The organism is Pedobacter sp. JY14-1 (genome assembly GCF_029269825.1).
Taxonomy (GTDB): domain Bacteria; phylum Bacteroidota; class Bacteroidia; order Sphingobacteriales; family Sphingobacteriaceae; genus Pedobacter.
The window spans coordinates 1-25,377 of the sequence record NZ_JARJHU010000005.1 but is presented as its reverse complement, the minus strand read 5'-3'; the positions used below and the strand labels follow the sequence as shown (position 1 = coordinate 25,377).

Annotated in this window: 22 protein-coding genes; 18 read left to right on the top strand and 4 right to left on the bottom strand. The window is 47.2% G+C overall.

The genetic code is table 11. The annotated features are described in order from the left end of the window. Positions 1-130: 130 nt before the first annotated feature. From P2W84_RS10600 to P2W84_RS10550, 11 genes are all read left to right on the top strand, one after another. Positions 131-931, top strand: coding sequence for a HipA family kinase (locus tag P2W84_RS10600; protein ID WP_276090110.1), 801 nt, complete (start codon positions 131-133; stop codon positions 929-931). After that, positions 879-1,298 (top strand): DUF3037 domain-containing protein, encoded by a 420-nt coding sequence (locus P2W84_RS10595; RefSeq protein ID WP_276090109.1) that lies wholly within the window; start codon positions 879-881, stop codon positions 1,296-1,298. The genes P2W84_RS10600 and P2W84_RS10595 overlap by 53 nt, the downstream gene beginning before the upstream one ends. 101 nt (positions 1,299-1,399) lie before the next feature. Continuing rightward, positions 1,400-2,209, top strand: a complete 810-nt coding sequence (locus P2W84_RS10590; protein ID WP_276090108.1) for a serine acetyltransferase — start codon at positions 1,400-1,402, stop codon at positions 2,207-2,209. A 36-nt stretch (positions 2,210-2,245) separates the two neighbouring features. Next, on the top strand, positions 2,246-3,118 hold the full coding sequence (cysM, locus tag P2W84_RS10585; RefSeq protein WP_276090107.1) for a cysteine synthase CysM: 873 nt from the start codon (positions 2,246-2,248) through the stop codon (positions 3,116-3,118). Positions 3,119-3,361: 243 nt separating this feature from the next. Then, positions 3,362-4,846, top strand: coding sequence for a tagaturonate reductase (locus P2W84_RS10580; RefSeq protein WP_276090106.1), 1,485 nt, complete (start codon positions 3,362-3,364; stop codon positions 4,844-4,846). A gap of 24 nt (positions 4,847-4,870) precedes the next feature. Then, entirely contained in the window at positions 4,871-6,244 is a 1,374-nt protein-coding gene (locus tag P2W84_RS10575; RefSeq protein WP_276090105.1) for an MFS transporter, read from the top strand. Positions 6,245-6,287: 43 nt separating this feature from the next. After that, a complete protein-coding gene (locus P2W84_RS10570; RefSeq protein ID WP_276090104.1) occupies positions 6,288-7,913 on the top strand; it encodes an NADP-dependent glyceraldehyde-3-phosphate dehydrogenase in 1,626 nt (541 codons plus the stop codon). A 271-nt stretch (positions 7,914-8,184) separates the two neighbouring features. Further along, a complete protein-coding gene (locus P2W84_RS10565) occupies positions 8,185-10,182 on the top strand; it encodes an alpha-galactosidase (RefSeq protein ID WP_276090103.1) in 1,998 nt (665 codons plus the stop codon). Between the two features lie 41 nt (positions 10,183-10,223). After that, complete coding sequence (locus tag P2W84_RS10560; RefSeq protein ID WP_276090102.1) at positions 10,224-10,721, top strand: gluconate 2-dehydrogenase subunit 3 family protein; 498 nt, start codon at positions 10,224-10,226, stop codon at positions 10,719-10,721. A gap of 8 nt (positions 10,722-10,729) precedes the next feature. Continuing rightward, entirely contained in the window at positions 10,730-12,445 is a 1,716-nt protein-coding gene (locus P2W84_RS10555; protein WP_276090101.1) for a GMC family oxidoreductase, read from the top strand. 134 nt (positions 12,446-12,579) lie between these two features. Further along, entirely contained in the window at positions 12,580-12,918 is a 339-nt protein-coding gene (locus P2W84_RS10550) for a helix-turn-helix transcriptional regulator (protein ID WP_276090100.1), read from the top strand. On the opposite strand, the gene P2W84_RS10545 is transcribed toward P2W84_RS10550, so the two are convergent. The 3 genes from P2W84_RS10545 to P2W84_RS10535 form a co-directional block, all read right to left on the bottom strand. Further along, on the bottom strand, positions 12,888-13,553 hold the full coding sequence (locus P2W84_RS10545) for a bifunctional 4-hydroxy-2-oxoglutarate aldolase/2-dehydro-3-deoxy-phosphogluconate aldolase (protein WP_276090099.1): 666 nt from the start codon (positions 13,551-13,553) through the stop codon (positions 12,888-12,890). The two genes, P2W84_RS10550 and P2W84_RS10545, sit on opposite strands and share 31 nt — an antisense overlap. A 47-nt stretch (positions 13,554-13,600) precedes the next feature. Next, the gene (locus P2W84_RS10540; RefSeq protein WP_276090098.1) at positions 13,601-14,596 is read right to left on the bottom strand and encodes a sugar kinase; all 996 of its coding nucleotides are present in this window, start codon (positions 14,594-14,596) and stop codon (positions 13,601-13,603) included. Positions 14,597-14,717: 121 nt separating this feature from the next. Further along, a complete protein-coding gene (locus P2W84_RS10535) occupies positions 14,718-15,746 on the bottom strand; it encodes a LacI family DNA-binding transcriptional regulator (protein ID WP_276090097.1) in 1,029 nt (342 codons plus the stop codon). A 163-nt stretch (positions 15,747-15,909) separates the two neighbouring features. Between P2W84_RS10535 and P2W84_RS10530 the strand changes: the two genes are divergently transcribed. The 4 genes from P2W84_RS10530 to P2W84_RS10515 all read left to right on the top strand — a co-directional run bounded on the left by P2W84_RS10530 (position 15,910) and on the right by P2W84_RS10515 (position 22,428). Next, positions 15,910-16,509 (top strand): TetR/AcrR family transcriptional regulator, encoded by a 600-nt coding sequence (locus P2W84_RS10530; protein ID WP_276090096.1) that lies wholly within the window; start codon positions 15,910-15,912, stop codon positions 16,507-16,509. 113 nt (positions 16,510-16,622) lie between these two features. Beyond that, a complete protein-coding gene (locus P2W84_RS10525) occupies positions 16,623-17,822 on the top strand; it encodes an efflux RND transporter periplasmic adaptor subunit (RefSeq protein ID WP_276090095.1) in 1,200 nt (399 codons plus the stop codon). Positions 17,823-17,840: 18 nt separating this feature from the next. Next, entirely contained in the window at positions 17,841-21,032 is a 3,192-nt protein-coding gene (locus tag P2W84_RS10520; RefSeq protein ID WP_276090094.1) for an efflux RND transporter permease subunit, read from the top strand. Further along, positions 21,019-22,428: an efflux transporter outer membrane subunit gene (locus P2W84_RS10515; protein ID WP_276090093.1), complete on the top strand. Its 1,410-nt coding sequence runs from the start codon at positions 21,019-21,021 to the stop codon at positions 22,426-22,428. Before P2W84_RS10520 ends, P2W84_RS10515 begins: the two co-directional genes overlap by 14 nt. Before the next feature lie 52 nt (positions 22,429-22,480). On the opposite strand, the gene P2W84_RS10510 is transcribed toward P2W84_RS10515, so the two are convergent. Then, positions 22,481-22,939: an Lrp/AsnC family transcriptional regulator gene (locus tag P2W84_RS10510; RefSeq protein WP_276090092.1), complete on the bottom strand. Its 459-nt coding sequence runs from the start codon at positions 22,937-22,939 to the stop codon at positions 22,481-22,483. 165 nt (positions 22,940-23,104) lie between these two features. On the opposite strand from P2W84_RS10510, the gene P2W84_RS10505 reads away from it, so the two are divergent. The 3 genes from P2W84_RS10505 to P2W84_RS10495 form a co-directional block, all read left to right on the top strand. Continuing rightward, positions 23,105-24,151: a PLP-dependent cysteine synthase family protein gene (locus P2W84_RS10505; RefSeq protein WP_276090091.1), complete on the top strand. Its 1,047-nt coding sequence runs from the start codon at positions 23,105-23,107 to the stop codon at positions 24,149-24,151. A 35-nt stretch (positions 24,152-24,186) separates the two neighbouring features. After that, positions 24,187-24,633: a protein-disulfide reductase DsbD domain-containing protein gene (locus P2W84_RS10500; RefSeq protein WP_276090090.1), complete on the top strand. Its 447-nt coding sequence runs from the start codon at positions 24,187-24,189 to the stop codon at positions 24,631-24,633. A gap of 14 nt (positions 24,634-24,647) precedes the next feature. Next, a partial coding sequence (locus P2W84_RS10495) for a cytochrome c biogenesis protein CcdA (RefSeq protein WP_276090089.1) occupies positions 24,648-25,377 on the top strand: 730 nt, incomplete at its 3' end.

Here is a 25,377-nt window from a genome sequence, read left to right as displayed (position 1 = left end):
GACCGAACCTGCCAGGCATCAGACAAGGATCAGTGAACGGGCTTTTGGCCTGGGTTAAGACCAGGTTTGAACTGGTGACGAAGTATCTGCGAAATGTGCAAATCTGCACCAGATTCGTATCTTTACCGGAATGGATAATGCCCGGCAATCTTTGCGGACAGTGAATGTGGTCCGTTATGTAACGCCCTTGCGGGAAGGCGGATCTATGCCCGCCATCGCAGAGGCAGATGACAACTTCCTTTATGTACTCAAGTTCCGGGGAGCGGGTCAGGGCGTCAAGGCCCTGATCGCCGAGCTGATCGGCGGGGAACTGGCAAGGCTACTCGGCTTAAAAGTACCGGAACTGGTCTTTGCCACCCTGGACGAAGCCTTTGGCCGTACCGAGCCCGATGAAGAAATACAGGACCTGCTGAAGGCCAGTGTGGGCCTCAATCTTGCTTTACATTATCTTTCGGGAGCGGTTACCTATGATCCGTTGGTGAACACAATAGATTCCTTGCTGGCTTCGAAGATCGTATGGCTGGATTGTCTGCTGACCAACATGGACCGTACGGCGCGCAATACCAATATGCTGTTCTGGCACCGGGAACTCTGGCTCATCGACCATGGGGCAGCACTGTATTTTCATCATTCGATGCAGAACTGGGAAGAGCAGGCGAAAAGGCCTTTTTTACTGGTAAAAGACCATGTGCTTTTGCCGCAGGCTTCGGAGCTGCAGGTGGTAGATGCGGAGTTTCGGACGAAACTGAAGCCGGAGGTAATCGATGGAATATTGGCCTTGCTGCCCGTTGACTGGTTGTCTCAGGACCTGCAGGAAGGCGAGACTGCTGAGGACCGGAGGCAGGTTTATGCACATTTCCTGAAGACCAGGGTAGCAAATGCTGAAGTTTTTGTCAAAGCGGCGGAGGAGGCGAGAAATGGACTTGTTTGAGTATGCGGTGATCCGGCTGGTGCCGAGGGTAGAACGGGAAGAGTTCATCAATGTTGGGGTTGTGCTGTATTGCCCGAAACAGAGATTTTTATGCTGTACCACGCAGTTGGATGAACAGCGCGCGCATGCGCTATGCCCGGAGCTGGACCTGGAGGTTGTAAAGGCAAACCTGATGGCTTTTGAAAAGATTTGTAAGGGTGGTGGGAACGGGGGCCCGATCGGGCAACTGGATATGGCTTCAAGGTTCCGTTGGCTCACGGCAACCAGGAGTACGGTGGTGCAGGGATCTAAGGTGCATCCTGGTTTTTGTGATGACGCTGGAGAGAAATTACACCAGCTTTACAGGGAACTGGTGCTTTTGCCCTGAGGAGATTCGCAAATCGGTAATAAATTGCGTTCTTTTACACTTTAAATTTAGGTCTGCGTACGATGGTCCGGAGGACCTGGGAAAGTAAATATAAACGAACAATGAACGAGGAGTTTTACCTGCATATATTCCATAAACAAAAAGAGATCGAAGCGGTCCCGTCCAACCAGGAGGTAGCGGAATGGGCGCTTTCGCTGATGAACCTACTTTACCCGGAAAGGGTGACTTCGCCTGATTATTCGATCAATGAGATCAAAAGAATGTTTGCGAGACAGAAGGCCGGTCTGGTAAACCTGCTGAATGCGACCAAGGCTTGTGAACACAGCGACAATGAGCGGATTGCAGAGGTGATCTTCGCACAGCTGCCGGAACTGTACCGGAAGATGAATACGGACATCAGTGCGATCATGTCTGGCGACCCGGCGGCGCAAAGCGAGTTTGAGATCATCAGGAGTTATCCCGGTTTTCTGGCAATTGCCTTTTACCGGATTGCGAACGAGATACTAAAGGCTAATGTGCCGATCATTCCGAGGATACTGACAGAGTATGCGCATTCGATTACGGGGATTGATATCCATCCGGCAGCGAATATCGGCGAGTACCTTTATATTGACCATGGTACGGGACTGGTGATCGGAGAAACGACGGTGATCGGTAACCATGTGAAATTATACCAGGGCGTTACGCTGGGTGCGCTGAGCGTAGAGAAGTATATGGCGAATATCAAGCGCCACCCGACGATAGAGGACCATGTGATCATTTATTCTGGGGCTACGATCCTTGGCGGGGAGACGGTCATCGGACATCATAGTATTATAGGGGGCAACGTATGGCTCACGAAGAGTGTCGCACCAGGCTCTACAGTCTATCACCAGCCGACGATCAAAGTGGAAACGAAGGATCTTCCTTAAACCTAAAAGACCATCACTAACAAGAAATTCAGTAAAATGGGAAACATCATAGATTTTGTAGGTAATACGCCCCTGGTGGAAATACAGAAATTGCACAGTAACCCGAAAGTAAGGCTGTTTGCCAAATTGGAAGGCAACAATCCAGGCGGCAGTGTAAAGGACCGTGCTGCGCTGAATATGATCCGTAGTGCAATGGAACGCGGCGAGGTGAAAAAGGGCACCAGGCTGATCGAAGCAACGAGTGGCAACACGGGTATCGCGCTGGCGATGATTGCCAGTATTTTTGACCTGGAGATCGAGCTGGTAATGCCTTCCAGTTCTACCCGGGAACGTACGCTGACGATGGAGGCTTATGGGGCAAAGGTGATCTTACTGGATTCAATAGAGGCTTGCCGTGACTATGCGGAGGAAAAGGGTGCGCAGACAGGATACTTCCTGCTGAATCAGTTTTCCAACCCTGACAATTACCTGGCGCATTACAAAACTACGGGGCCTGAGATCTGGCGGGACACAGCAGGGAAGATTACGCATTTTGTAAGTTCTATGGGGACTACAGGTAGTATTATGGGCAATTCGATGTTTCTGAAAGAACAGGACCCGGAGATACAGATCATTGGCTGCCAGCCTACTGAGGAATCATCTATACCTGGTATCCGCCGGTGGCCGGAAGCCTACCTGCCAAAAATATTCGATCCCAGACGGGTAGACCGTGTAATGGATGTTTCCCAGCAGGAGGCAACAGAGATGGCGAGGAAAATGGCGAAGGTTGAGGGCATCTTTGCGGGGATGAGTACGGGCGGCGCGCTTTCCTGCGCGCTCAGACTGGCAGAAGAGCTGGAATCGGGACTGATTGTATTTATTGCCTGCGACAGGGGAGACCGCTATCTGAGCAGTGACCTGTTTGGCTAAAATATCACCTGACGTACAGAGGATAATTCAATACATTGCTTCAGGTATACCGTAATGTGATAATGCGAGTGGATACGGTGTCAGCGATAACGATTGCGTAAATTTTTATGGCTGTAATGACTTGTTGTCAGGGATTATTCAGTAGACTTGCCATAACTGTATGAAAACTGAGATATGATCCTTTCTGACCAAATATTGGCACATATCGGACCCGGTAAAGTATTAAAACCATTGAACGACAATATGCAGCTGCCAGAAAAGGTGTTGCAGTTCGGTACTGGTGTACTGTTGCGCGGACTTACCGATTATTTTATTGACAAAGCCAACCGCCAGGGAATGTTTAATGGCCGCGTAGTGGTGCTGAAATCCACCTCAAAAGGCGGAACAAATGAATTCAGCGCCCAGGACAATTTGTATACGATATGCATTAGAGGGATTGAGGATGGGAAAAGGATAGAGGAAAACATCATTTCCTCTGCGATCAGCAGGGTACTTCAGGCCGACAGAGACTGGTTACAGGTACTGCAGGTCGGTGCTTCCCCTGCATTGAAACTGATCGTTTCGAATACTACGGAAGTAGGAATTCAACTGCTGAATGAGCGTATTGATCAGGATGTTCCTGTGTCTTTTCCCGCCAAACTGCTTGCCATATTGTATGAACGGTATCTGAAGCTCGGCAGTGCACAGGAAGCAGATATCGTGGTTGTCGCTACGGAACTGATCCCTGATAATGGAAGAAAACTGGGAGAGATCGTTTATCAGCTCGCTAACTTTAACGGATTGGAGCCGGGATTCAACAACTGGCTGGGGAGCCATGTCATATTCTGTAACTCGCTTGTAGACCGGATCGTTCCGGGAAGGCCTGAAGGTGCCGCGCTGACGCAACTGCAAAAGGAGTTGGGTTATACGGACGCGCTGCTCATCAAAACGGAACCCTACCGGCTTTGGGCAATAGAGGGCGGGAGGCGTGTGTCTGCACTGCTTGGATTGGAAAACGCGGATAGAGGGCTGATCGTTGAACCGGACATTGAGATTTACCGGGAATTAAAATTGCGGTTGTTAAACGGTACACATTCCCTGGCTTGTGCTCTGGCATTTCTTTCCGGTGTCAATACTGTTAACCGGGCTATGACCGACGGGCCCCTGAGCGCGTACATTGCCGGGGTGATGCAGGAGGAGATCATTCCCGCGATTCCTTATGAGATAGAACGGGAACGTGCCATGGCTTTTGCACAGACGGTGCAGGACCGTTTCGCTAATCCTTATATCGACCATTTCTGGCTGAGCATTTCGCTTCAATATACTATGAAATTGCGGATCAGAGTTGTACCCGTTCTATTAAATTATTACAAGTGTTTTGATAAAATACCGTATGCTATGGCCCTGGGCTTTGGAGCATACCTTCGCTTCATGCGTATCATAAGGAAGGAAGGCCAATGCTACTACGGAAGTGCGGGTGGTGAGGAATACCTGATCACGGATGAAAAGGCCGCCCGTTTCTTTGAATGGAATGGCTTAGAAGATGCGGAATATGTGTGGACAGTGCTGAGAGATCAGGAATTATGGGGGACCGACCTTACCTTACTGGATGGTTTTGCAGCAGCAGTAGCGGACCGCTATGTATTTATTTCTAAGGAAGGCGCGAGGGAAATGTTAAAGGAACTTTACCCCAAAGACAATCTGGGAGAGAAAGACGGCCATAATGCAGCGGAAGCTGAACATTTTTAACAAAAGACCATTAAACCAAATCCGATGAACGAAAAGAAAGTACCTGGCTACAGGTGGACGATATGCACCTTACTGTTTTTTGCGACTACAGTAAATTATCTGGACAGGCAGGTGCTCAGTTTGCTGAAACCGCATCTTGAAGAAATCTTCGGATGGAGCAACAGCGATTATGCAAATATCGCTTCTGTATTTCAGTTTACTTATGCCATATCGATGCTGTTTGCCGGCCGGATTATTGATAAGCTCGGTACCAAAAGCGGTTACGCCTGGGCGATCATCATCTGGTCCGTCGGTGCAATCGTACACGCCTATGCCATTCCGCTTGGAGAGAGCCTGTCTGCTGCGCTCGGGTTGCTGGGCATTGGTATCGGCTCAGTTTCAGTGGCAGGGTTTATGATAGCCCGTGCGGTACTTGGTTTTGGCGAGGCGGGCAATTTTCCTGCTGCAATCAAGGCGACTGCTGAGTATTTTCCTAAGAAGGAACGCTCGTTTGCCACAGGGTTTTTTAACGGGGGAACTAATATCGGGGCAGTACTGGCACCTTTGTCGGTACCATTCATTGCTACAAACTGGGGCTGGGAAGCTGCCTTTTTGTTTATCGGGGGCATAGGCTTTATCTGGCTTTTCTTCTGGTACCGCTATTATGACAGCCCGGAAAAGCAAAAGCGCCTGACGCAGGAAGAGCTGGCTTATATTCAGGATGGTGAGACTCAACATAAAAACATAATTAGTGAAGGCGTGGTCCATGAAGCGAAAGTTTCCTGGATACGTCTGTTGGCTTACCGGCAAACCTGGGCCTTTGCGGTAGGCAAATTTATGACAGACGGAGTTTGGTGGTTCTTCCTTTTCTGGCTTCCTGCTTACCTGAAAGACCAGTATGGTATGATGGATACGCAGATTATGGTGCCGCTGGCCATATTGTATAGTATGACGATGTTTGGCAGTATAGGCGGTGGCTGGTTTCCCATGTATTTCATCAAAAAGGGATACGAGGTTTATGATGGCAGGATGAAAGCCATGCTGATGATCGCGGTGGTACCGCTGGTTGTACTGTTTGCACAGCCACTGGGTCACCTGACTTTCTGGGCCCCGGTATTGCTGATCGGAGTGGGTGCGTCTGCACATCAAGCCTGGTCTGCCAACCTGTTTACTACAGTTTCGGATATGTTCCCGAAAAAGGCGGTAGGTTCTGTAGTGGGTATTGGCGGAATGATCGGCGGACTTGGTGGTGTGCTCATTACCAAGCTTGGCGGAGCACTGTTTGACAAGTATAAGGCCCTGGACCATATTGAAACGGGATATACGATCATGTTTACCATTTGCGCTGTGGCCTATCTGATAGCCTGGACCATCATGAAAACATTAGTTCCCAAATACAAACCAATTACCGACCTTTAGGATAATTAAAGTAATTAATACATTACAATTTCAAACACATAAAATGAATTTTAACGAACGTCTTCAGTCGATCTTTGTTGAAGCACAGGAGATACCTACTGAATGCAGGCTGGGCGCAGAAGTGCACCAGCGGGAGTATCTGAGTAACGGGGAGCTGCATCCCTGGAACGGCGAGGTGCATACGGTGCTTTCCCCGGTTTGTATCCGGACAGCCAATGGTCTGGAACGTAAGATAATCGGCACATACCCCCTTTGTGATGAAAAGGAGGCTATGGAAGCCTTGGATGCGGCAGTAAAGGCATATGATAACGGTCGCGGCGAATGGCCGACCATGAGTGTTGCCGACCGCATTACCTGCGTAGAGAAGTTTACCCATAAGATCATTGAAAAGAAAGGGGAAGTAGTAAAGTTACTGATGTGGGAGATCGGAAAATCCTATGCAGACTCTGTAAAGGAATTTGACCGTACCGTTGAATATATCTATGCTACAATTGATGCGCTGAAAGATCTCGACCGTAAGTCTTCCACATTTACTGTTGAGCAGGGCATTATAGCGCAGATCAGACGTTCACCACTGGGTGTGGTGTTGTGTATGGGACCTTTCAATTACCCGCTGAATGAAACTTTTACGACACTTATCCCCGCGCTGATAATGGGCAATACACTGTTGTTCAAACCGCCAAAGCATGGGACTTTATTACACTATCCTTTGCTGACTGCTTTCAGGGACTGTTTTCCCAAAGGCGTAGTGAACACGATATATGGCCGGGGCAATAAAATTATTCCAGGGCTTATGAAATCAGGTGATATCAATGTATTGACGTTGATCGGTTCGAGCAAGGTAGCCAACGAATTGAAAAAACTACATCCCAAGGTGAACAGACTAAGGGCAATACTTGGGCTGGACGCGAAGAATGCGGCGATTATTACGGAGAAGGCAGACCTGAAACTTTCTGTGCAGGAAACAGTACTGGGATCACTTTCTTTTAACGGACAACGCTGTACAGCATTGAAGATCGTTTTTGTACATCGCAGTGTGGCAGCTGAGTTCCTCAGCTTGCTTTCAGCAGAAGTGGCAAAGCTTAAGTTTGGTATGCCATGGGAGAATGGGGTTGCTTTGACGCCACTTCCTGAGCCGCACAAGCCAGCTTATCTGAAGGAGGTAATTGAGGATGCATTAGCGCAGGGTGCAAGAGTAGTAAATGAGCACGGTGGTGAATGCGTTGCTTCCTTTGTTTACCCGGCTGTTGTTTATCCTGTAAGTAAGGGTATGAAATTATATACTGAAGAGCAATTCGGGCCGGTAATCCCTGTTGTGCCTTTTGACGACCTGGAGGAAACAATTGAGTACCTGATCGAATCGACCCATGGGCAGCAGGTAAGCATTTTCAGTAATGACGAAGAAGAGGTAGCGGGGCTTATCGATCCGCTGGTGAACCAAGTAAGCAGGGTAAACATTAACTGTCAGTGCCAGCGCGGACCTGACGTATTTCCGTTTACCGGACGAAAGGATAGCGCAGAAGGAACGCTTTCAGTATTTGATGCGTTGAGGTCTTTTTCTATACGCTCCCTGGTAGCAGCCAAACTGAACGATAACAATAAGCACCTGATCAATGACATTGTGGACAGTAACAGTTCTAACTTTTTAAGTACGAAATACCTGTTCTAGCGGAATCTGTTTGCTGGTTTCCTGCTTTTTGCGGTATTGGTAACGAAGGATATGCCAGGCAAAAGAACCTGGTATGTGGTTCCGGCAGTGGGTTGCCCGAAGGCGATCATACCTTATATTTGAAGATCAGTACGGAGAAAAATCAGGTAAGTACGGGATATGCCTGCCGTATCGTTAATTTTTTAATCAATGAAGCAACAAACAAATGAGCACCGAAAGGATAAACTGCCGTTTTAAGTATAGTTGTCTGGCTATTGTATTTATAATTACAATGGCCGATAAATTGCAGGCGTCAACACCACAGACCGGAAAGGAGCGTATTCATATTCAATACGGAAGTGGTTCTGCTATTATTTTTGATAAGACAACCCGGACATATGCTGTGCTGACACCGGTAAAGGTGATCTCTGGCGCCTATGCGTCAGTTAAAATCAATGGCAGAGACCTCAGCAGTAAGGACTATCAAAATGTAAAGCTGAGCGTGGGCAATATTCGTGATGGTTTTGGCAGCGGAAAAAAATACGTGATCAGCATGAGCAAGACTGGACTGCCTGCTATGGAGCAGATATTTTATGTATATCCCGGACATGATTATTTCTTTACTGAGGTTTTGCTGAAAGGAAATGGCCTGAAGACGAATTATATGGCCCCGCTGGTTACCGATTTGGCGGAACTTAGGAAAGGTGATAACCGCATGCTTTTCGTTCCATTTGACAACGATACATTTATCCGTTATAGCGCAAAGGCAATGAATACGGGTATTAACGGAACGAGTGCAGAAGTAGGAGCAATCTATGAAAACGGGAGCCGTGAGGGCCTTGTCACTGGTTCTGTTGAGCATATGATCTGGAAAACGGGTGTATTTGCGGAAGGAAAGGGTGACCGGTTGACTGAACTGAAGGTTTGGGGAGGATATACTGACGAGAAAGTAACCAGGGACAAAATAGCTCATGGTTCGATATCTGGTAATGTGGTTAAATCGCCTAAGATATTTTTTGGCTACTTTGCTGATTGGCGGTTGGGCCTGGAATCCTACGGTAAGGCTAATCGCATACAGGAAAAGCCATATATATTTAACTGGACAAAGCCGGTGCCTTTTGGCTGGAACAGCTGGGGTGTGATCCAGGAGAAGGTGAGTTATGATAAAGCCATAAAAGTGGCCGATTATTTCGCGGATGAGTTGTCTGAGTTTAGAAATGGGAATACCGCTTACATTGATCTGGATTCTTTCTGGGACAATTTTACCGGAGGTATGCGCGGAGACTACGCCCGGCTGAAAGAATTTGCAGATTACTGCAAGAAAAGGGGGCTTGAACCGGGTGTCTACTGGGCACCTTTTACAGATTGGGGTTATCAGTCCAAGAATGAAAGGGAGGCGGAAGGAAGCAAGTATAATTTTTCCGAAATGTGGACGAAGGTAGATGGTGGTTTTCATGATTTCGATGGAGCAAGGGCGCTGGATCCTACTCATCCGGGTACACAAAAGCGTATCGACTACATTATAGAGAAACTGAAGTCCTGCGGGTTTAGGATGATCAAAATCGATTTTCTGGGACACGCCGCTGCTGAATCAGATGCTTTTTACGACAAGTCCGTGACTACGGGAATGCAGGCATACCGCATAGGTATGGAGCACCTCACAGATCGTTTGAATGGACAGATGCTTGTCTATGCTGCCATTTCGCCTGTACTTGCTACAGGCAGGTATGCACATATGAGACGTGTAGCCTGCGATGCCTGGAAGACGATAAAGGATACAGAATATACATTGAACAGCGTGAGTTATGGCTGGTGGCAGACTTATGTGTATAACTTTATCGATGCGGATCATGTGGTGTTTGGTTCGGAGCCTGAGGGAGCCAACAAGGCCCGGCTGGCTTCTGCACTAATTACCGGTACTTTAATATTGGGAGATGATTTTTCAGTTGAGGGGGAGTGGCGGAATTCGGCATTCAAATGGCTGAATAACAAAGATTTGCTGGATGTAGCGCGTTCGGGAAGGGCTTTCATGCCGGCGGAAGGTAATACAGATGACAAAGCCAGTCCTCTTTTCATCAGGAAAAATGATGGGTACCTTTATATAGCACTTTTCAATTATGGACAGGAAAGGAAACAGTTTGAGATACCCTTGCAAAGACTTGGACTTACCGGAAGGCAGTATACTGCAGAAGAACTGTTTGAGCACAGAGCGATAGCATTGAAAAAGACCCTTCGTTATACATTAAAGGGGGCTGATGCCGCAATATTAAGGATAAGGCTGGATAAATAATTAATATTAAAGTATATTAGGACGATACCAAATCTAAACCAATGATAAACAGAAGGACTGCCATCAGGCAGGTTATGATATTAGCTGGTGGTATGGCATTAGTGCCCTCGTTGGTAAAGGCCTCCGGAGGACCGTCTATTGCGCTCCGTAACCTTGTACTGAGCGGGGAGGAGGAAAGCCTGATGGCATCTGTCGCGGAAATCATTATTCCAAAAACACAAACTCCCGGAGCAAGGGACCTTAATCTACATCTTTTTGTCATGAAAATGGTAGATGACTGTTATGATGAAGGTTCACAACAACGCTTCCTGCGGGGATTGAAAGTGTTCAGTGGCATCGACGCTGCTTCGCTGAAAGAATTGGTTGTATCAGTGAATTTCGGAAAAGCTGTTGCAGATGAGGACGCAAAATATTTCTACCGGGTGATGAAGCAGCAGACCATCAACGGATATATGAACTCTAAATATGTGATGACCAACCTGATTGTATGGGAACTAGTCCCTGCACGGTATAATGGTTATTTTCCCGTTAAATCTTGATCGTGGCTATGGCGTACCTGAATATAAAAGGCATAAAGGAAAATACTTTTGATGTGATCGTGGTCGGTTCCGGGATTGCCGGGGGCTGGGCGGCAAAGGAATTTACGGAAAAGGGTTTAAGGACCCTGGTATTGGAGCGCGGCAGGGATGTAAAGCACATCCGGGATTATCCGACGACGAATATGTATCCTTACGAATTTGAACACAGAGGCGAACCTGCTTTAAGTATCCGCAGGGAAAACCCGATCGTAAGCCGCTGTTATGCGTTCAGGGAAGATGCCATGCATTTTTTTGTAAAGGATGGAGAACACCCTTATGTGCAGGTGAAGCCCTTTGATTGGATCCGGGGGTATCAGGTTGGAGGAAAATCACTGTTATGGGCAAGACAGACCCAGCGCTGGAGCGATTTTGACTTTGATGGTCCTGTCAGGGACGGATTCGCAATAGACTGGCCGATACGTTATAAGGACATAGCGCCCTGGTATAGTTATGTAGAGCGGTTTGCGGGGATCTCAGGTAACCGGGATGGCCTTGCGGAACTCCCCGATGGAGAATTCTTGCCGGCATACCCGCTTAACGCTGTTGAAGATCACTTTAAAAAGTCCTTACTTGGCAAGTATGGTAACCGGCATGTGATCAGTGCACGGGGTGCCCATATTTCCAAGGCCGGTAAGGTTCATTATGACCAGGGCAGAGCTCAATGCCAGAATAGGCGCCTTTGTCAACGCGGATGCCCGTTTGGTGGTTATTTTAGCAGCAATGCTTCAACGCTGCCCTGGGCCGAACGTACGGGAAAACTTACATTACGGCCGTTTTCTGTAGTAGAATCTGTGATTTATGATGATAAACTGAATAAGGCTACCGGTGTCAGGGTGGTGGATACCAACACAAAGACGGTAACCGAATACTTTGCGCGTGTGGTTTTTGTAAATGCAGCTGCGATCAACACCAACCTGATACTCTTGAACTCAGTATCTTCCCGTTTTCCGAACGGACTGGGAAATGACAGCGGGTTGCTGGGCAAATATGTTGCCTTTCACAATTACAGTGCCCGGATCAGCGCTGAGTTTGACGGACTGAAGCAGTTTACGACCGATGGCAGGAACCCGGTTGGGGGTGGATATATTCCGAGATTCCGTAATCTCCATAAGCAGGAAACAAACTTTCTGCGTGGTTATGCTGCCGGATTTTCAGCCTATCGCTCTTCTGAAACGGATACTTCAGGGATCGGTGAGGCGCTGAAGTCCGCATTGGTGACCCGGCGGCTGGGCCCGTGGAAAGTCGGATCGCATATGATGGGTGAGACAATACCTAAGGAAAGTAACTTTGTAGCACTTGACCGGGAAAAAAAGGATCAGTGGGGTATGCCCCTGCTAAAGATTTCTGTCGATTATGACGATAACGATGTGAAGATGAAGAGGGACTATATTGAACAGTTGTCAGAAATGTTTGTAACTGCTGGTTTTAAGAATATTCATGTTAATGCCGCTTCGCAGTCCCCCGGACTGGATATTCATGAAATGGGCGGTGTTCGTATGGGGAACGACCCGAAGACTTCTTTGCTAAATAAATGGAACCAACTGCACCACTGCAGGAACGTCTTTGTAACTGACGGGGCCTGCATGACCTCCACTTCCACACAAAATCCTTCTCTGACTTATATGGCTCTTACGGCAAGAGCAGCTGACTATGCCGTTGAAGCCATGAGGTCAGGTAACATTTAGGTATTGTTTTTTAACATCCGAATAATTTTTTCGACAGACAGGGTAAAAATTATGTGGTAAATGCATAATCTTTTAGTTAATAATTCTTAATTTTATTTCACTTAAAATTGGGGAAAATTTTAAATTAATTGATTATGAAAAGTTTAGGGGAAAAATTCAGGATTTTACGCCAGAAAAAAGGCGTGAATCAGAAGGCGATGGCGGATTTATTGCAGATATCCATACCAGCGTATTCGAAATTGGAAACGAGCATTACCGATCCTAATTTCAGCAGGATCAGTCAGATCGCCGAAGTACATGGATTGACATTGAGGGAGTTGCTGGACGTAGGTGAAGAAGGCGTAAACGAACAGACACAACTGATCGAGCAACTGAAGAAGAAAGTAGGTGAACTTGAGGCCAGTGTGATCCGTCTGCAAAGCAAGTTAATAGATCTTTACGATCAGGAAGACCGCAGAAAGAGCAGTAACTGACGACATCTTTCTTCCAGCCAGGAGTAATTTTGAACGGCCTGGCTGGAAGCATCTTCTCTTTGAAACAGTTTGGAACCCAGGCCAACTGCTGTTACGCCTGCCTTAAACCAGGTTCGGATGCTTTCTTCGTCGGGGCTTACGCCGCCCGTGGGCATGAATTTCAGGTCGGGGAAAAGGGGTTTAATCGCCTTCAGAAAAGAGGGTTTGAGTGTATCACCCGGAAAAAGTTTAATAAGCGTTGCTCCTGCCGCTTCCGCATTTGCAATTTCTGTAGGTGTCATGCAACCAGGTATCCAGAGTATCTGTTGTTTTGCGGTCAGCGCTGCCAGCTCAGATGAAAATACAGGGCTAACGAGAAAATCTGCACCTGCGTCTATGTAGGTCTTCGCCTGATCTGTCGTTTTAATGGTGCCAATTCCTAGACTCATATCGGGAAAATGGGTATCCCGGAGTGTAAGTAAGGCTTTGAAATTATGCAGGGCAGCGGTTCCCCGATTGGTAAATTCAAATACACGGAGCCCTCCGGCATAGCATGCCTTCAGTATTTCAGTGCAAATTCGAAGATCTTCGTTATAATAAACCGGTATAATAGGGTAGGCCTGGATTTTTTGCAGTATGTTTTCTGATTTATTCATCTGGATCCGTCTTGCGTATTTATTAAGTGGTTTTAAGAATTTGTTTTTTAATAGGTTCCATCTCCGAAATCGCCTTTTACAAAGAGTTTCCGGTAACCTGCCGAAGTGGCCCTGTTGATAATGTCCTGCCCATTGCTGAAGTGACGTAGCCCGTAGATGAACCCGGCCATGAAGGCATCACCGCTGCCAATTCGGTCTGCAACTTCATGAGTTTCATAGGTAGGTGAGTTGTAGTCTTGTCCCGGAGTGTGATAGGTGCCGTAGAACAGATTGTGCCGTTGATTGTCCATAAAACGGAAAGTATTGGCGATATGTCTGCATTGGGGGTAATTTTTGAAGATTTCGCTGGCGGAAGCTTGTGCCGCAATTTGATAATCTGTGATACTGGTGTTGCGGTTGAGGCTATGGTCTACACTTGTACCAAGCATTTTTGCGGCAGCCCAGATATTGCCCATGATCACATCGCAGTAACGGGCCAGCTGTGGTATGACGTCAACGGGTTCTTTACCATAATCCCATAACCTGTTGCGATAGTTAAGGTCTACAGAAATCTGCAGGCCAAGTTTTCTTGCAACTTGCAGGGCCTCCAGGCACACGGTTGCTGTTTGCTCGTTCAGTGCCGGCGTAAGGGCCGTGAAATGAAACCAGCTGTAGTTTTTCAAAATGTTTTCCCAGTCAATCGTTCCCGGTTGCAGTGTACTGAAGGAAGAGAACTTACGGTCGTAAACAACTTCACCGTTGCTCAGCCCGTTTGCCGAAAGCAGGAAATAGAGGCCGATCCTGCTGCCCAACACTAAGGTTTCTGAGGTGTCGGCTCCAATTCGATTCAGGATATCTAGCACACTTTTTGCCAGTTTATTGTCAGGAACGGCTGTCATGTAACTGACCGGCTCCTGCCAGTGTGCAAGGGTTGCGGATACATTTGCTTCCGAGCCTCCGGGATAGAGGGAAACGGCGTGGTCCCCGCCAATGAATTGTGCTTCTGCAGAACTAAAACGTAGCAGCAGTTCTCCAAAAACCAAGATGCGCCCTTGATCTGTCATTTGTGATAGTATAGATAAATATTGGTCACTACAATAATACGTTATCCGCGGCAATTTATCAGACCAGGCTGACGATATAAAAGCGCAAACGTTTTCGCTTTGAGTTTGTACTTAGGTTAGGTCAGGTGGAACTCCTGACAGAGATGCTGGTGTCCAGCATGACGGTTTCGTATTCAGGTTGGTCGGAGCCTTTCCATTCAATAAGTGAGATCAGTTGCCTGGCAGCCAGCCGGCCCATTTCGAATGCGGGTTGGTGTACCGTACTCAATGAAGGGTTGAGCGCATCTGCCAGGTCGGTATTGGTAAACCCGATCAGTGCAATATCACCGGGTATCCTGTAGCCCATTTTATTCAGCAGGACGAGGCAGCGCGTACTGATCTGGTCGCCCGCAGTGAACAGGGCATCAGGTTTCATAGGCAGAGACATATAATAGGTTATGGCTTCTTGCAGATCTGTGTCCAGTTTTCGGGCATCTGCGTAATCACAGGAACGGACAAGTTCCGGCCTGAATGCGATCTGATAATCTTCCAGGGCCTTTCTGTAGCCATTTAGTCGGTCCGTAGCGATACTCAGTGTGGTATTGGTATTGAGTTGTGCGATGTGACGATAACCCTTTTCGATCAGGTGGACGGTGGCATCATAAGCTCCCTTAAAGTTGTCTGCACCGACTTTATGCGAATGTATACGGTCGGTAAGCCGATCGAAAATAACTACCGGTAGTCCGGTTTCCTGTAGCGCGTTCAGATAACTGAAATCGGTGGTTTCACAGGCCGGGGAAATGAGAATCCCGTCTACACCGCTAGCGAACAACAGTTCCAGGCAAGCCCTTTCCTGAGCTTCTGATTCCTTGCTTTGCATAATGATGATCTGGTAGGCTTTCTCGCTGCTTGTCTGATCAATACCGTCCAGCATCTGTGCGGCAAAATGATTGTCGAGTGAACATACGACTACTCCGATAGACCTGCTCTTCCCTTCTTTGAGTCCTTTTGCCAGCCGGTTGGGCGAATAATGGTGCTCCCGGGCATAAGCCAGTACTTTTTGTTTGGTATCTGTGCTGATCTCGTAACTGTCATTCAGAGATTTGGATATGGTGGATATGGACAGGTTGAGGGCTCTGGCTATGTCTTTAAGGGTAACGCTGTTGTTCATACCTGCGAATATTTGGATTGTCTGTACTAATTTGCAATTTCTTGAGCTAATCTCTGAATTAAACCCGGAATTTATGAAATGACAAAAAGATGATAGCAAGTATGCAATTGCTTTCTACCTTTGCTTAACAGTGTTAAATTATTTATGACCTAGCTAGTATGCCATGGGAAGTAAGGAAAGAATTGCGAGATTAAAGGAAGAGACCCGGATGAACATCCTGGATGCCTCCCTGGAGATCGTGAAGGAAGAAGGATGGCAGTCGCTGAGTATGAGGAAGATCGCTGACCGAATTGAATATACTGCGCCGATCATCTATGAATATTTCCAAAATAAAGAAGGTATTTTACTTGAACTTACTCGCCAGGGTTATATAATTCTGGCCAGGGAGATCAGGGCAGCGCGGGGGCAACATGTTGAGCCAGCTGTCCAACTGGAGGCCATGTGGACGGCTTACTGGGATTTCGCCTTCAAATATAAGGAACTCTACCAGTTGATGTATGGAGTAGACATGAATTGTTGCGAATTGAAAAAGCGCATGCCTGAGGCAGACCTCGCAGATGAGCAGATTTATGATGTGATTGAACAGCTGATTACGGTAAAGAATCGTTCTGAAGATTTTGTTTGCAGGAAGTTCTATACGTTCTGGTCAATCATCCATGGATTGATCTCTATCAACCTGGTGAATAAGGGGCGTAACGAAGAAATGAATCAGCGCATCCTTAAGGACGCGATTAAAGGCATCATAAAATACATTAATGAATAAAGCACATCAGTGATTGGAAGAATAGTCGACGCTTATAAAAGTGCTTTTTTAGCCGTTTAACAATGTTAAACAAATTATAGCTGTAAAATACCTTTAAATTATATAGTTGAATTATGAAAGAACATTACAATTTTCAAAGACAGCACGCTTCGTTACTTAACGATGTTAAACAGTCTAATAGTGTTATTAAGATAACAACGCTGTTGGCACTGTCTATATTTCTTTTTAGCTGCTCCGGCAGGGATGCGACGATGCCACCACCGCCGGTACCTTCACTCCCGGTTGCAGCTGTAGTGAGCACCTCAGAAACGACCTATACGGAATATCCTGCAGCTATAGAGGGCACTGTGGACCTGGAAATACGTCCTCAGGTATCTGGTACGCTGGACCGGGTTTATGTGAATGAAGGTGCCCTGGTACAAAAAGGGCAGCCTTTGTTCAAGATCAATGAGCGCCCGTTCAGGGAGGCATTGAATAACGCCAGGGCAACATTGCAGTCAGCGCAGGCGGCATTGCTCAATGCCCAGCTGGAAGTAGATAAACTGACGCCGCTCGTGACCGGCAGGGTAGTGTCTGAATTCCAGTTAAAGAGTGCCAGGGCTGCGCATGCTGTAGCCATGGCAAATGTAGAAGCTGCGAAGGCAGGAGTCGGGACTGCATCCGTTAACCTGGACTATACACTGATCAAAGCGCCCGTAAGCGGTTATGTAGGACGTTTACCGAAAAAGCAGGGTAGCCTGGTGAATCCTGCCGATCCCTTGCCGCTGACCCGGTTATCGGATGCGCATGAGGTACATGTTTATTTTTCTCTTGGTGAAGACGATTTCATAGCCTTTAATTCCAGGTATCCGGGAAGGACGCTAGCAGAGAAATCTGCGGGTATACCTGGGGTTTCGCTGGTACTTGCCGATCAGTCGGAATATGGGTTTCAGGGAAAGATAGATATGGTAGACGGACAATTTGATAAACAAACAGGTTCAATTGCGATGCGGGCAACTTTTCCGAATGCACAGGGCCTGCTCAGATCAGGAAACACGGGTAAGATCCGTCTGGGGTTTACACATAAGGACGCCCTTGTGATCCCGCAATCGGCAACTGTGGAAATGCAGGACAAGGTATTTGTCTATGCTTTAACTGATAGCAACAAAGTAAAAAAACTGCCTGTCCAGATAGCGGGTAAGAGCGGTCAGAACTACCTGGTCCGTGAAGGATTAAAGCGTGGCGACCAGATCGTGCTGAGCGGACTGGACAGGCTGCAGGAGGGCCAGGTGATTAAACCTGAGAAAGCCACAGACAAAGTGGCAAAACTATAACTGAAAGAAAGATTAGCTATGTTCAAGATTTTTATACAACGGCCTGTACTGGCAACAGTGATTTCGATTTTGCTGGTTATCCTGGGAGTGCTGGGCCTGACTAAGCTGCCATTGCAGCAATTTCCCGATATTGCTCCCCCGTCTGTGCTGGTGACGGCAGTTTACCCCGGCGCGAATGCGGAGACTGTGCTGCGTGCTGTGGCGCCTTCTATTGAAGAGTCGATCAATGGGGTTGAAAATATGAGTTATATGAGCTCAACCGCCAGTAACGACGGTTCCCTGGCAATTACCGTGTACTTCAAACTGGGTACAGACCCTGACCAGGCTGCTGTGAACGTCCAGAACAGGGTTGCCCAGGCGACGAGCCAGCTTCCACCGGAAGTAGTGCAGCAGGGGATCATTACGGCCAAGCAGCAGAATAGCTTCATTATGGCTATCGGGATGTACACGGAGGACGAAAACAAATATGATCAGACCTTTGTGGCCAACTATGCGCAGATCAATATCGTTCCGGAAATCAAGCGTATTCCCGGAGTAGGTGCTGCAAGTATCTTTGGCGGCGTTAAAGATTATTCGATGCGGGTATGGCTGAACCCCGCACAAATGGCAGCCTATAAGGTGAATCCTTCGGAAGTGATGGCGGCCATACAAGATAAGAGCCTCGAGGCAGCCCCGGGAAGATTCGGAGAGAAGAGTAAGGAGGTATTTGAGTATGTGATTAAGTATAAAGGCAAGCTCAATAAGCCGGAAGAATACGAAAATATTGCCATACGGGCCAATGCCGATGGCACAATACTGAGGTTAAAGGATGTGGCCAGGATTGAATTTGGTGCTTACTCGTATTCCAGTCTTACCCGTCTCAATGGTAAGAAGGGTATTGTGATCGGTGTCATTCAATTGGCAGGCTCTAATTCAAACGAGATCCAGATCGCGATCAATAAACTGATGGAGAAATCGGCTAAGGATTTTCCTGCAGGCATCAGACACAATATTTTTTACAGTACGAAAAGTGCACTTGACCAATCCATAGACCAGGTGAAACATACACTGATCGAAGCTTTTATACTCGTATTTATTGTAGTGTTCCTCTTTTTGCAGGATTTTCGTTCGACACTGATCCCGGCAATAGCGGTTCCGGTGGCAATTCTAGGCACTTTCTTTTTTATGCAGCTGTTTGGTTTTTCTATCAATCTGCTGACCCTGTTTGCATTGGTGCTGGCGATCGGTATCGTAGTTGATGATGCAATCGTGGTGGTAGAAGCAGTGCATGCGAAGATAGAGCGCAGACATCTTTCGCCTAAGGTCGCGACTACGGAGGCGATGCACGAGATCACCGGTGCGATCATTTCGATTACATTGGTCATGTCGGCCGTGTTTCTGCCTGTAGGTTTCATGGAAGGATCTACTGGTGTCTTTTACAGGCAGTTCGCGTTTACAATGGCAATTGCGATCGTGATCTCGGCGGTGAATGCACTGACACTGAGCCCAGCCCTGGCTGCACTATTCCTGAAAGATCATAGCGGAAACGAAGCGCATATGGTTCATTCAGAGAAGAAAGGGTTCTCGGGCAGATTCTTTACCGGTTTCAACAACAGCTTTAATGCATTGACCAACCGGTATGTTGGAGGGCTGAAATTCCTGATCCGCCATAAATGGCTTAGCCTGGGTGGCCTTGCTGTGGTCACATTAGCCACCATCTGGATGGTGAAGACGACACCCGCAGGTTTCATTCCTACCGAAGATCAGGGTTTTATCGCTATTGCAGTGAATACACCTTCAGGTACATCGCTGGAGGGTACTTCCAAAGTTATGACCCAGGCAGAAACTGCTTTGAATCAATTGGAAGCTTCGAGGTTTGTAACGGCGTTATCCGGATTTAACCTGCTGACCAATTCGACCAGCCCTTCTTCGGCGGTATGTTTCGTATTGCTTAAACCTACCGAAGAACGCGGGAAGGTAAAGGATATCAATGCGATCATGGACCTGGTGCGTGCGAAACTTGGCGCGATTACAGGTGGCAGTTTCTTCGTGTTCAGTTTTCCTACCGTTCCTGGTTTCAGTAACGTGGAGGCACTGGATCTTGTACTGCAGGATAAAACCGGTAGCAAACTGGATAAGTTCAGCGGCATTGCCAATAATTTTATCGGTGAATTGATGAAAAGGCCGGAGATTGCAGTAGCATTTACCAGTTTTAAGGCCGACTATCCTCAGCTGGAACTTGAAGTAAATGATGAAAAAGCCGACCAACTGGGGGTAAGTGTTAAGGATATTCTACAAACCATGCAGGCTTATTTCGGAAGCGCTCAGGCCGCCGATTTTAACCGCTTCGGTAAATATTACCGTGTGATCGTGCAGGCTGATGTGGCCGACCGGGCCGAGCCATCGGCCATTGACCGGATCTTTGTGAAGAATAAATCGGGAGAAATGGTGCCGGTGAATACCCTGGTCAAGTTGAAAAGGATTTATGGTTCGGAAACCGTATCACGTTATAATCTCTTTAATTCCATACAGGTAAATGCCATTCCTAAACCAGGTTTCAGCTCCGGGGACGCGATCCAGGCGATTCGTGAGGTGGCTGCACAGCAGCTACCGTCAGGTTATGCGTATGAGTTCAGCGGACAAACACGGGAAGAGATTTCGTCCGGGGGGCAGTCTACAGTGATCTTTATATTGTGCCTGGTATTTGTTTATTTCCTGCTTGCGGCGCAATATGAAAGCTATATTTTGCCTTTAGCGGTCATCTTGTCAATTCCTGCCGGTATATTCGGTGTGTTTGCCGCGATTGGTCTTACCGGAATTGAGAATAATATTTATGTGCAGGTTGCACTGATCATGCTCATTGGCCTGCTGGCTAAGAACGCGATTTTGATTGTTGAATTTGCTGTGCAGCGGCGAAGGGCCGGGCAGCCCTTAGTGGCGGCGGCACTGGAAGCGGCCAAGTTAAGGCTGCGCCCGATCATCATGACCTCGCTGGCTTTTGTGGTGGGGCTGTTTCCAATGAGCATTGCGTCCGGACCTTCCGCCCAGGGTAACCACTCGATCAGCATTGGTGCAGCCGGGGGTATGGTGTCCGGCGTGGTGCTGGGTTTGCTGGTGATACCGGTATTATTTATCGTTTTCCAGTTCTTACAGGAAAAGATACGTCGTAAGCCTGCACAACTGTCTACAAATAAAAACTCTATTAAAGAATTCGCTCATGAAATTGTATAATTATTTAGCTGCAGGTATACTGCTGACCATAGTTGCGGCAGGCTGCAGTGTATCTAAAGATATTGAAAAGCCTGCTGGCGTGATTCCTTCCGCGTACAGGGGATCGGACAGCAGCGATACGGCGAGCATCGCAGCCATTCCGGTGAAAGAACTTTTCAAAGATCCAGAGCTGCTGTTGCTGATCGATTCGGCGTTAAGCAGGAATTTTGATTTATTACTTGCCGTTAAGAACATTGAGGCATCGTCATTGCTGCTGAAACAGGCTCGGCTGGGAAATGTTCCGGCGGTTAACCTGCAGGTGACGGCCAACTCCAATCGTCCTTCGGACAATAGCTTGAATGGATTAAGTGCCAGTCAGTTTTTAGGAACAAACCATATTGAGGATTTCAATGCTGGTCTGAATCTGAGTTGGGAAGCGGATATTTGGGGCAAGATACGTAGCCAGAAACAGGCTGCATTGGCAGAATATCTGAGGACAACAGAAGTGAAAAGGGCTGTACAGACCAGGCTGGTTGCCGATGTCGCACAAGGTTATTACCAGTTGCTGATGCTGGATGCGCAGCTTGAGGTGGCCAGGAAAAGTTATGTTTTGAATGATAGTACGTTGAATATGGTCAGGCTGCAGTTCGCTGCAGGTCAGGTAACCTCGCTTGCCGTGCAACAAGCTGCCGCCCAGCAGTTGCTTGCAGCACAATTGGTACCGCAGCTGGAACAGGCCATTCAGATCCGGGAAAATGCACTGCGTTTGTTGACCGGGCAATTACCCGGGCCGGTTGAACGGTCTATGAATCTGGCTCGTACTGATATTCCGGTGGCTGCAAGCCCGGGTCTTCCCGCTCAACTACTGAGCCGGAGGCCTGATATAAGAAGTGCAGAACTTGCATTGGATGTGGCCAATGCAAGGGTAGGAGTTGCTAAAGCAAACCTATACCCCTCATTGAATATTTCCGCCACGGGAGGACTGAACGCTTTCAAGGCAAGTAATTGGTTTAATGTTCCGGCTTCTCTGTTTGGCGTAGTTTCGGGAGGTCTGGTCCAGCCTGTTCTTCAACGTGGCGCATTACGGACTCAATATAAGCTGGCAGGTATAGAACGTGAAAAAACGGTATTACTTTTCCGGCAATCGGTGTTGGATGCAGTGGCCGAGGTATCGGATGAACTGGTGAAAATAGAAAAACTGGAATCGCAATATGATATTGTCTCTAAACGGGTGCATACACTTCAGGAGGCGGTAAGTAATGCCAATCTATTGTTTAGGAATGGAATGGCGACCTATCTGGAAGTGATTACAGCCCAGAATAATGCCCTCCAAAGCGAATTGGAACTGGCATCGGTAAAAACCGCCAGGCTGAATGCTATAGTGGAGCTTTACCGCTCGCTTGGCGGAGGGGTCTGATATTTCTGATCCGTTGTGTACAGGGCCTTTCCTCTGAAGGCCCTGTTTTTTTTTATAGCGGATATGCAGTGTCACTTTTTGTTTCTGAAAGGACAAAGAAACTTTGAACAGTACTTACATTAGGAAGTGTAGCGAGTTTGTTACGAAGGAATAAATGATAGGCATCCATGTCGCAGGTTGCAATGCGAAGAATGAAATCATAGGCACCGGTCATCTGAAAGCATTCCATAACTTCTGTGAATTTAGCAACCTGTTGTTCAAATGCGCCCAACGTTTCTGCGGTATGCTCTTTTAGGAAGACATGGGAAAAGGCAATGAGGCTACGGTCTACTTTTTTCCGGTCAAGTATAGCGACTATCTTTTTGATGTAGCCCTGTTCCTTCAGCCTTCGTATACGTTCATGTATGGTAGCTACGGATTTGTTCAGTTTGAAAGACAGCTGTTTATTCGTATAGGTGGCATCTTGTTGTAAGAGCCTTAAAATTTCTATATCGGTAGCATCAAGTCCCATAGTGTGTCTTTGAAAAAATAATAGTTAGCAGATTTTATTTCAGCCTAAGCTAATAAAAAATATACTATTTACGTATTATTCCGAATAATTTACGGAATTTATAATGATCTATTGTGTGTATTGTGTATCATATTGAGATTTGTCCTGAATTTTAATTGATCTGTTATGCAAACTGTTGTAGGGGAAGGTTTTTGTCTGAATGAAGGCCTGAAGAATAAATTCGGGCATCTGTCGCGTTTGGTTGGAAATACGCCGATGCTTGAGTTGCAATATACATATAAAGGAAAGCCGGGAAGGATCTTTGTAAAGTGCGAACATTATAATCTTACGGGAAGCGTAAAGGACAGGATGGCCTTAAATATCCTGCTGGAAGCATACAGGAACTGTGAGATTAAACCCGGTGATACGATCGTTGAAGCCACGAGCGGCAATACGGGTATTGCTTTTGCAGCCATTGGTAAAGCATTGGGACATGAGGTAAAGATCGTTATGCCGGATTGGCTGAGTAAAGAAAGAATGGACATCATCAAGAGCATGGGAGCTGAAGTTGTGTTGGTGAGCAAAGCTGAAGGCGGCTTTAAGGGTAGTATCGAGCGTTGCGAGGAAATGGCCCGGGAGGGCGGGGTTTTTCTTCCGAGGCAATTTGAAAACCAATATAACGAAGACGCCCATAGAAAAACCACAGGTATGGAAATTTGCGCACAATTGAATAAAATCGGATTGGTTCCAGATGCCTTTGTCGCCGGCGTGGGCACCGGGGGTACGGTAATGGGTGTTGGAAAGGGGTTGAGGGCGGTCAATGCTTCGGTACGTATACACCCGCTTGAACCGGCTGAGAGCCCGACCCTGAGCACTGGACATAAGGTTGGAAGCCATCGTATACAGGGGATATCTGACGAGTTTATTCCGGCAATTGTCAGGTTGGACGAATTGGATGACATTGTTCAGGCGCATGATGGTGATGCCATTATCATGGCTCAGAAGCTGGCAAAGGAGCTTGGTTTGGCGGTTGGCATATCTTCCGGTGCAAATGTGATCGGTGCGATTAAACTAAAAGAAGAGATGGGAGTCGAAGCTACAGTGGTTACATTACTATGCGACAGTAATAAAAAATACCTGAGCACTGACCTGGTGAAAGAAGAAACTGTCATAGAAGGGTATATTTCTACAGATACCTGTTTTACAGGCTATAAATCCATTGAACGATTATAATTGAATTATATATTTACATACTGATATACTTGAACATGAAAAAACTAATGTTATTAGCTGCTGGGGTACTGATAAGTTTTGCGGCAAGCAGCCAGATCCTTAAACCGGTAAAATGGGCTTATGCGTCTAAGAAGACCGGCAAAAATGAAGCGACAGTTTTTATAAAAGCTACCATTGACAACGGATGGCATATCTATTCTCAGAATATGGCTGAGGGAGGTCCTGTAAAGACCACATTTACGTTTGCACCTTCCAAATCTTTCACACTGAACGGAACAACGGCCGAACCTAAGCCGGTGACGAAGTTTGAAAAGACCTTCGATATGAATGTGAGTTATTTTGAGAAATCTGTGCTGTTTCAGCAAAAGATCAAATATACAGGTGCTAATCCTGTAGTGAAGGGAACAGTTGAATTCATGGTTTGTGATGACCAGCAGTGCCTTCCTCCTGAAACTGTGGAATTCTCAATTCCTGTTAAATAATAACCCAATTCAGAATGGTAAAGTGGCTTAATGCAAGTATGAAGATACTTGTTGCAGGGATATTTATTGTATTTGCTGTAGAAGGGGCTGCAGTTGCGCAGCACGTGGATACGATATCGGAAGACCTGGTCTTCACAGATATTAGCGGGGACAGTTCGTCCGTTGCTGACAGTGCTGGTTCGGGGAGTGTCTCTTCTGGGAGGGATAGTGTTGCCACAGCTTCTTCAGCAAATGACAGCGTCTCATCTGCGGGGAGAGCATCGAAAGGACCGGCAGCGGCGGTATTTTCGGCTGGGTCTGAGCGCGACAAAACACTCTGGGAGACTTTCATTGCCGGGTTGTTCGGGGGCTTTCTGGCCTTTCTGATGCCCTGTATCTTTCCGATGGTTCCCCTGACGATCAGTTACTTTACCAAACGGGCCGGCAGCCGGGGGAAAGGTATCGGTCAGGCGCTGATCTACGGGTTGTCCATCATTGTGATCTATGTTGCATTGGGACTGCTGATCACCGTTCTGTTCGGGTCAGCGGGGCTGAATGCCCTGAGTGCAAGCGGGCTGTTCAACATCCTTTTCTTTATCCTTCTGGTGGTCTTTGCGGTTTCGTTCTTCGGAGCTTTTGAGCTGACCCTTCCCAGTTCGTTCGTGAATAAGATCGACAGCAAGGCCGATAACAGCAAAGGGCTTGGCGGCATTTTCTTTATGGCCGCCTCTCTGGCCCTGGTCTCTTTTTCCTGCACCGGTCCGA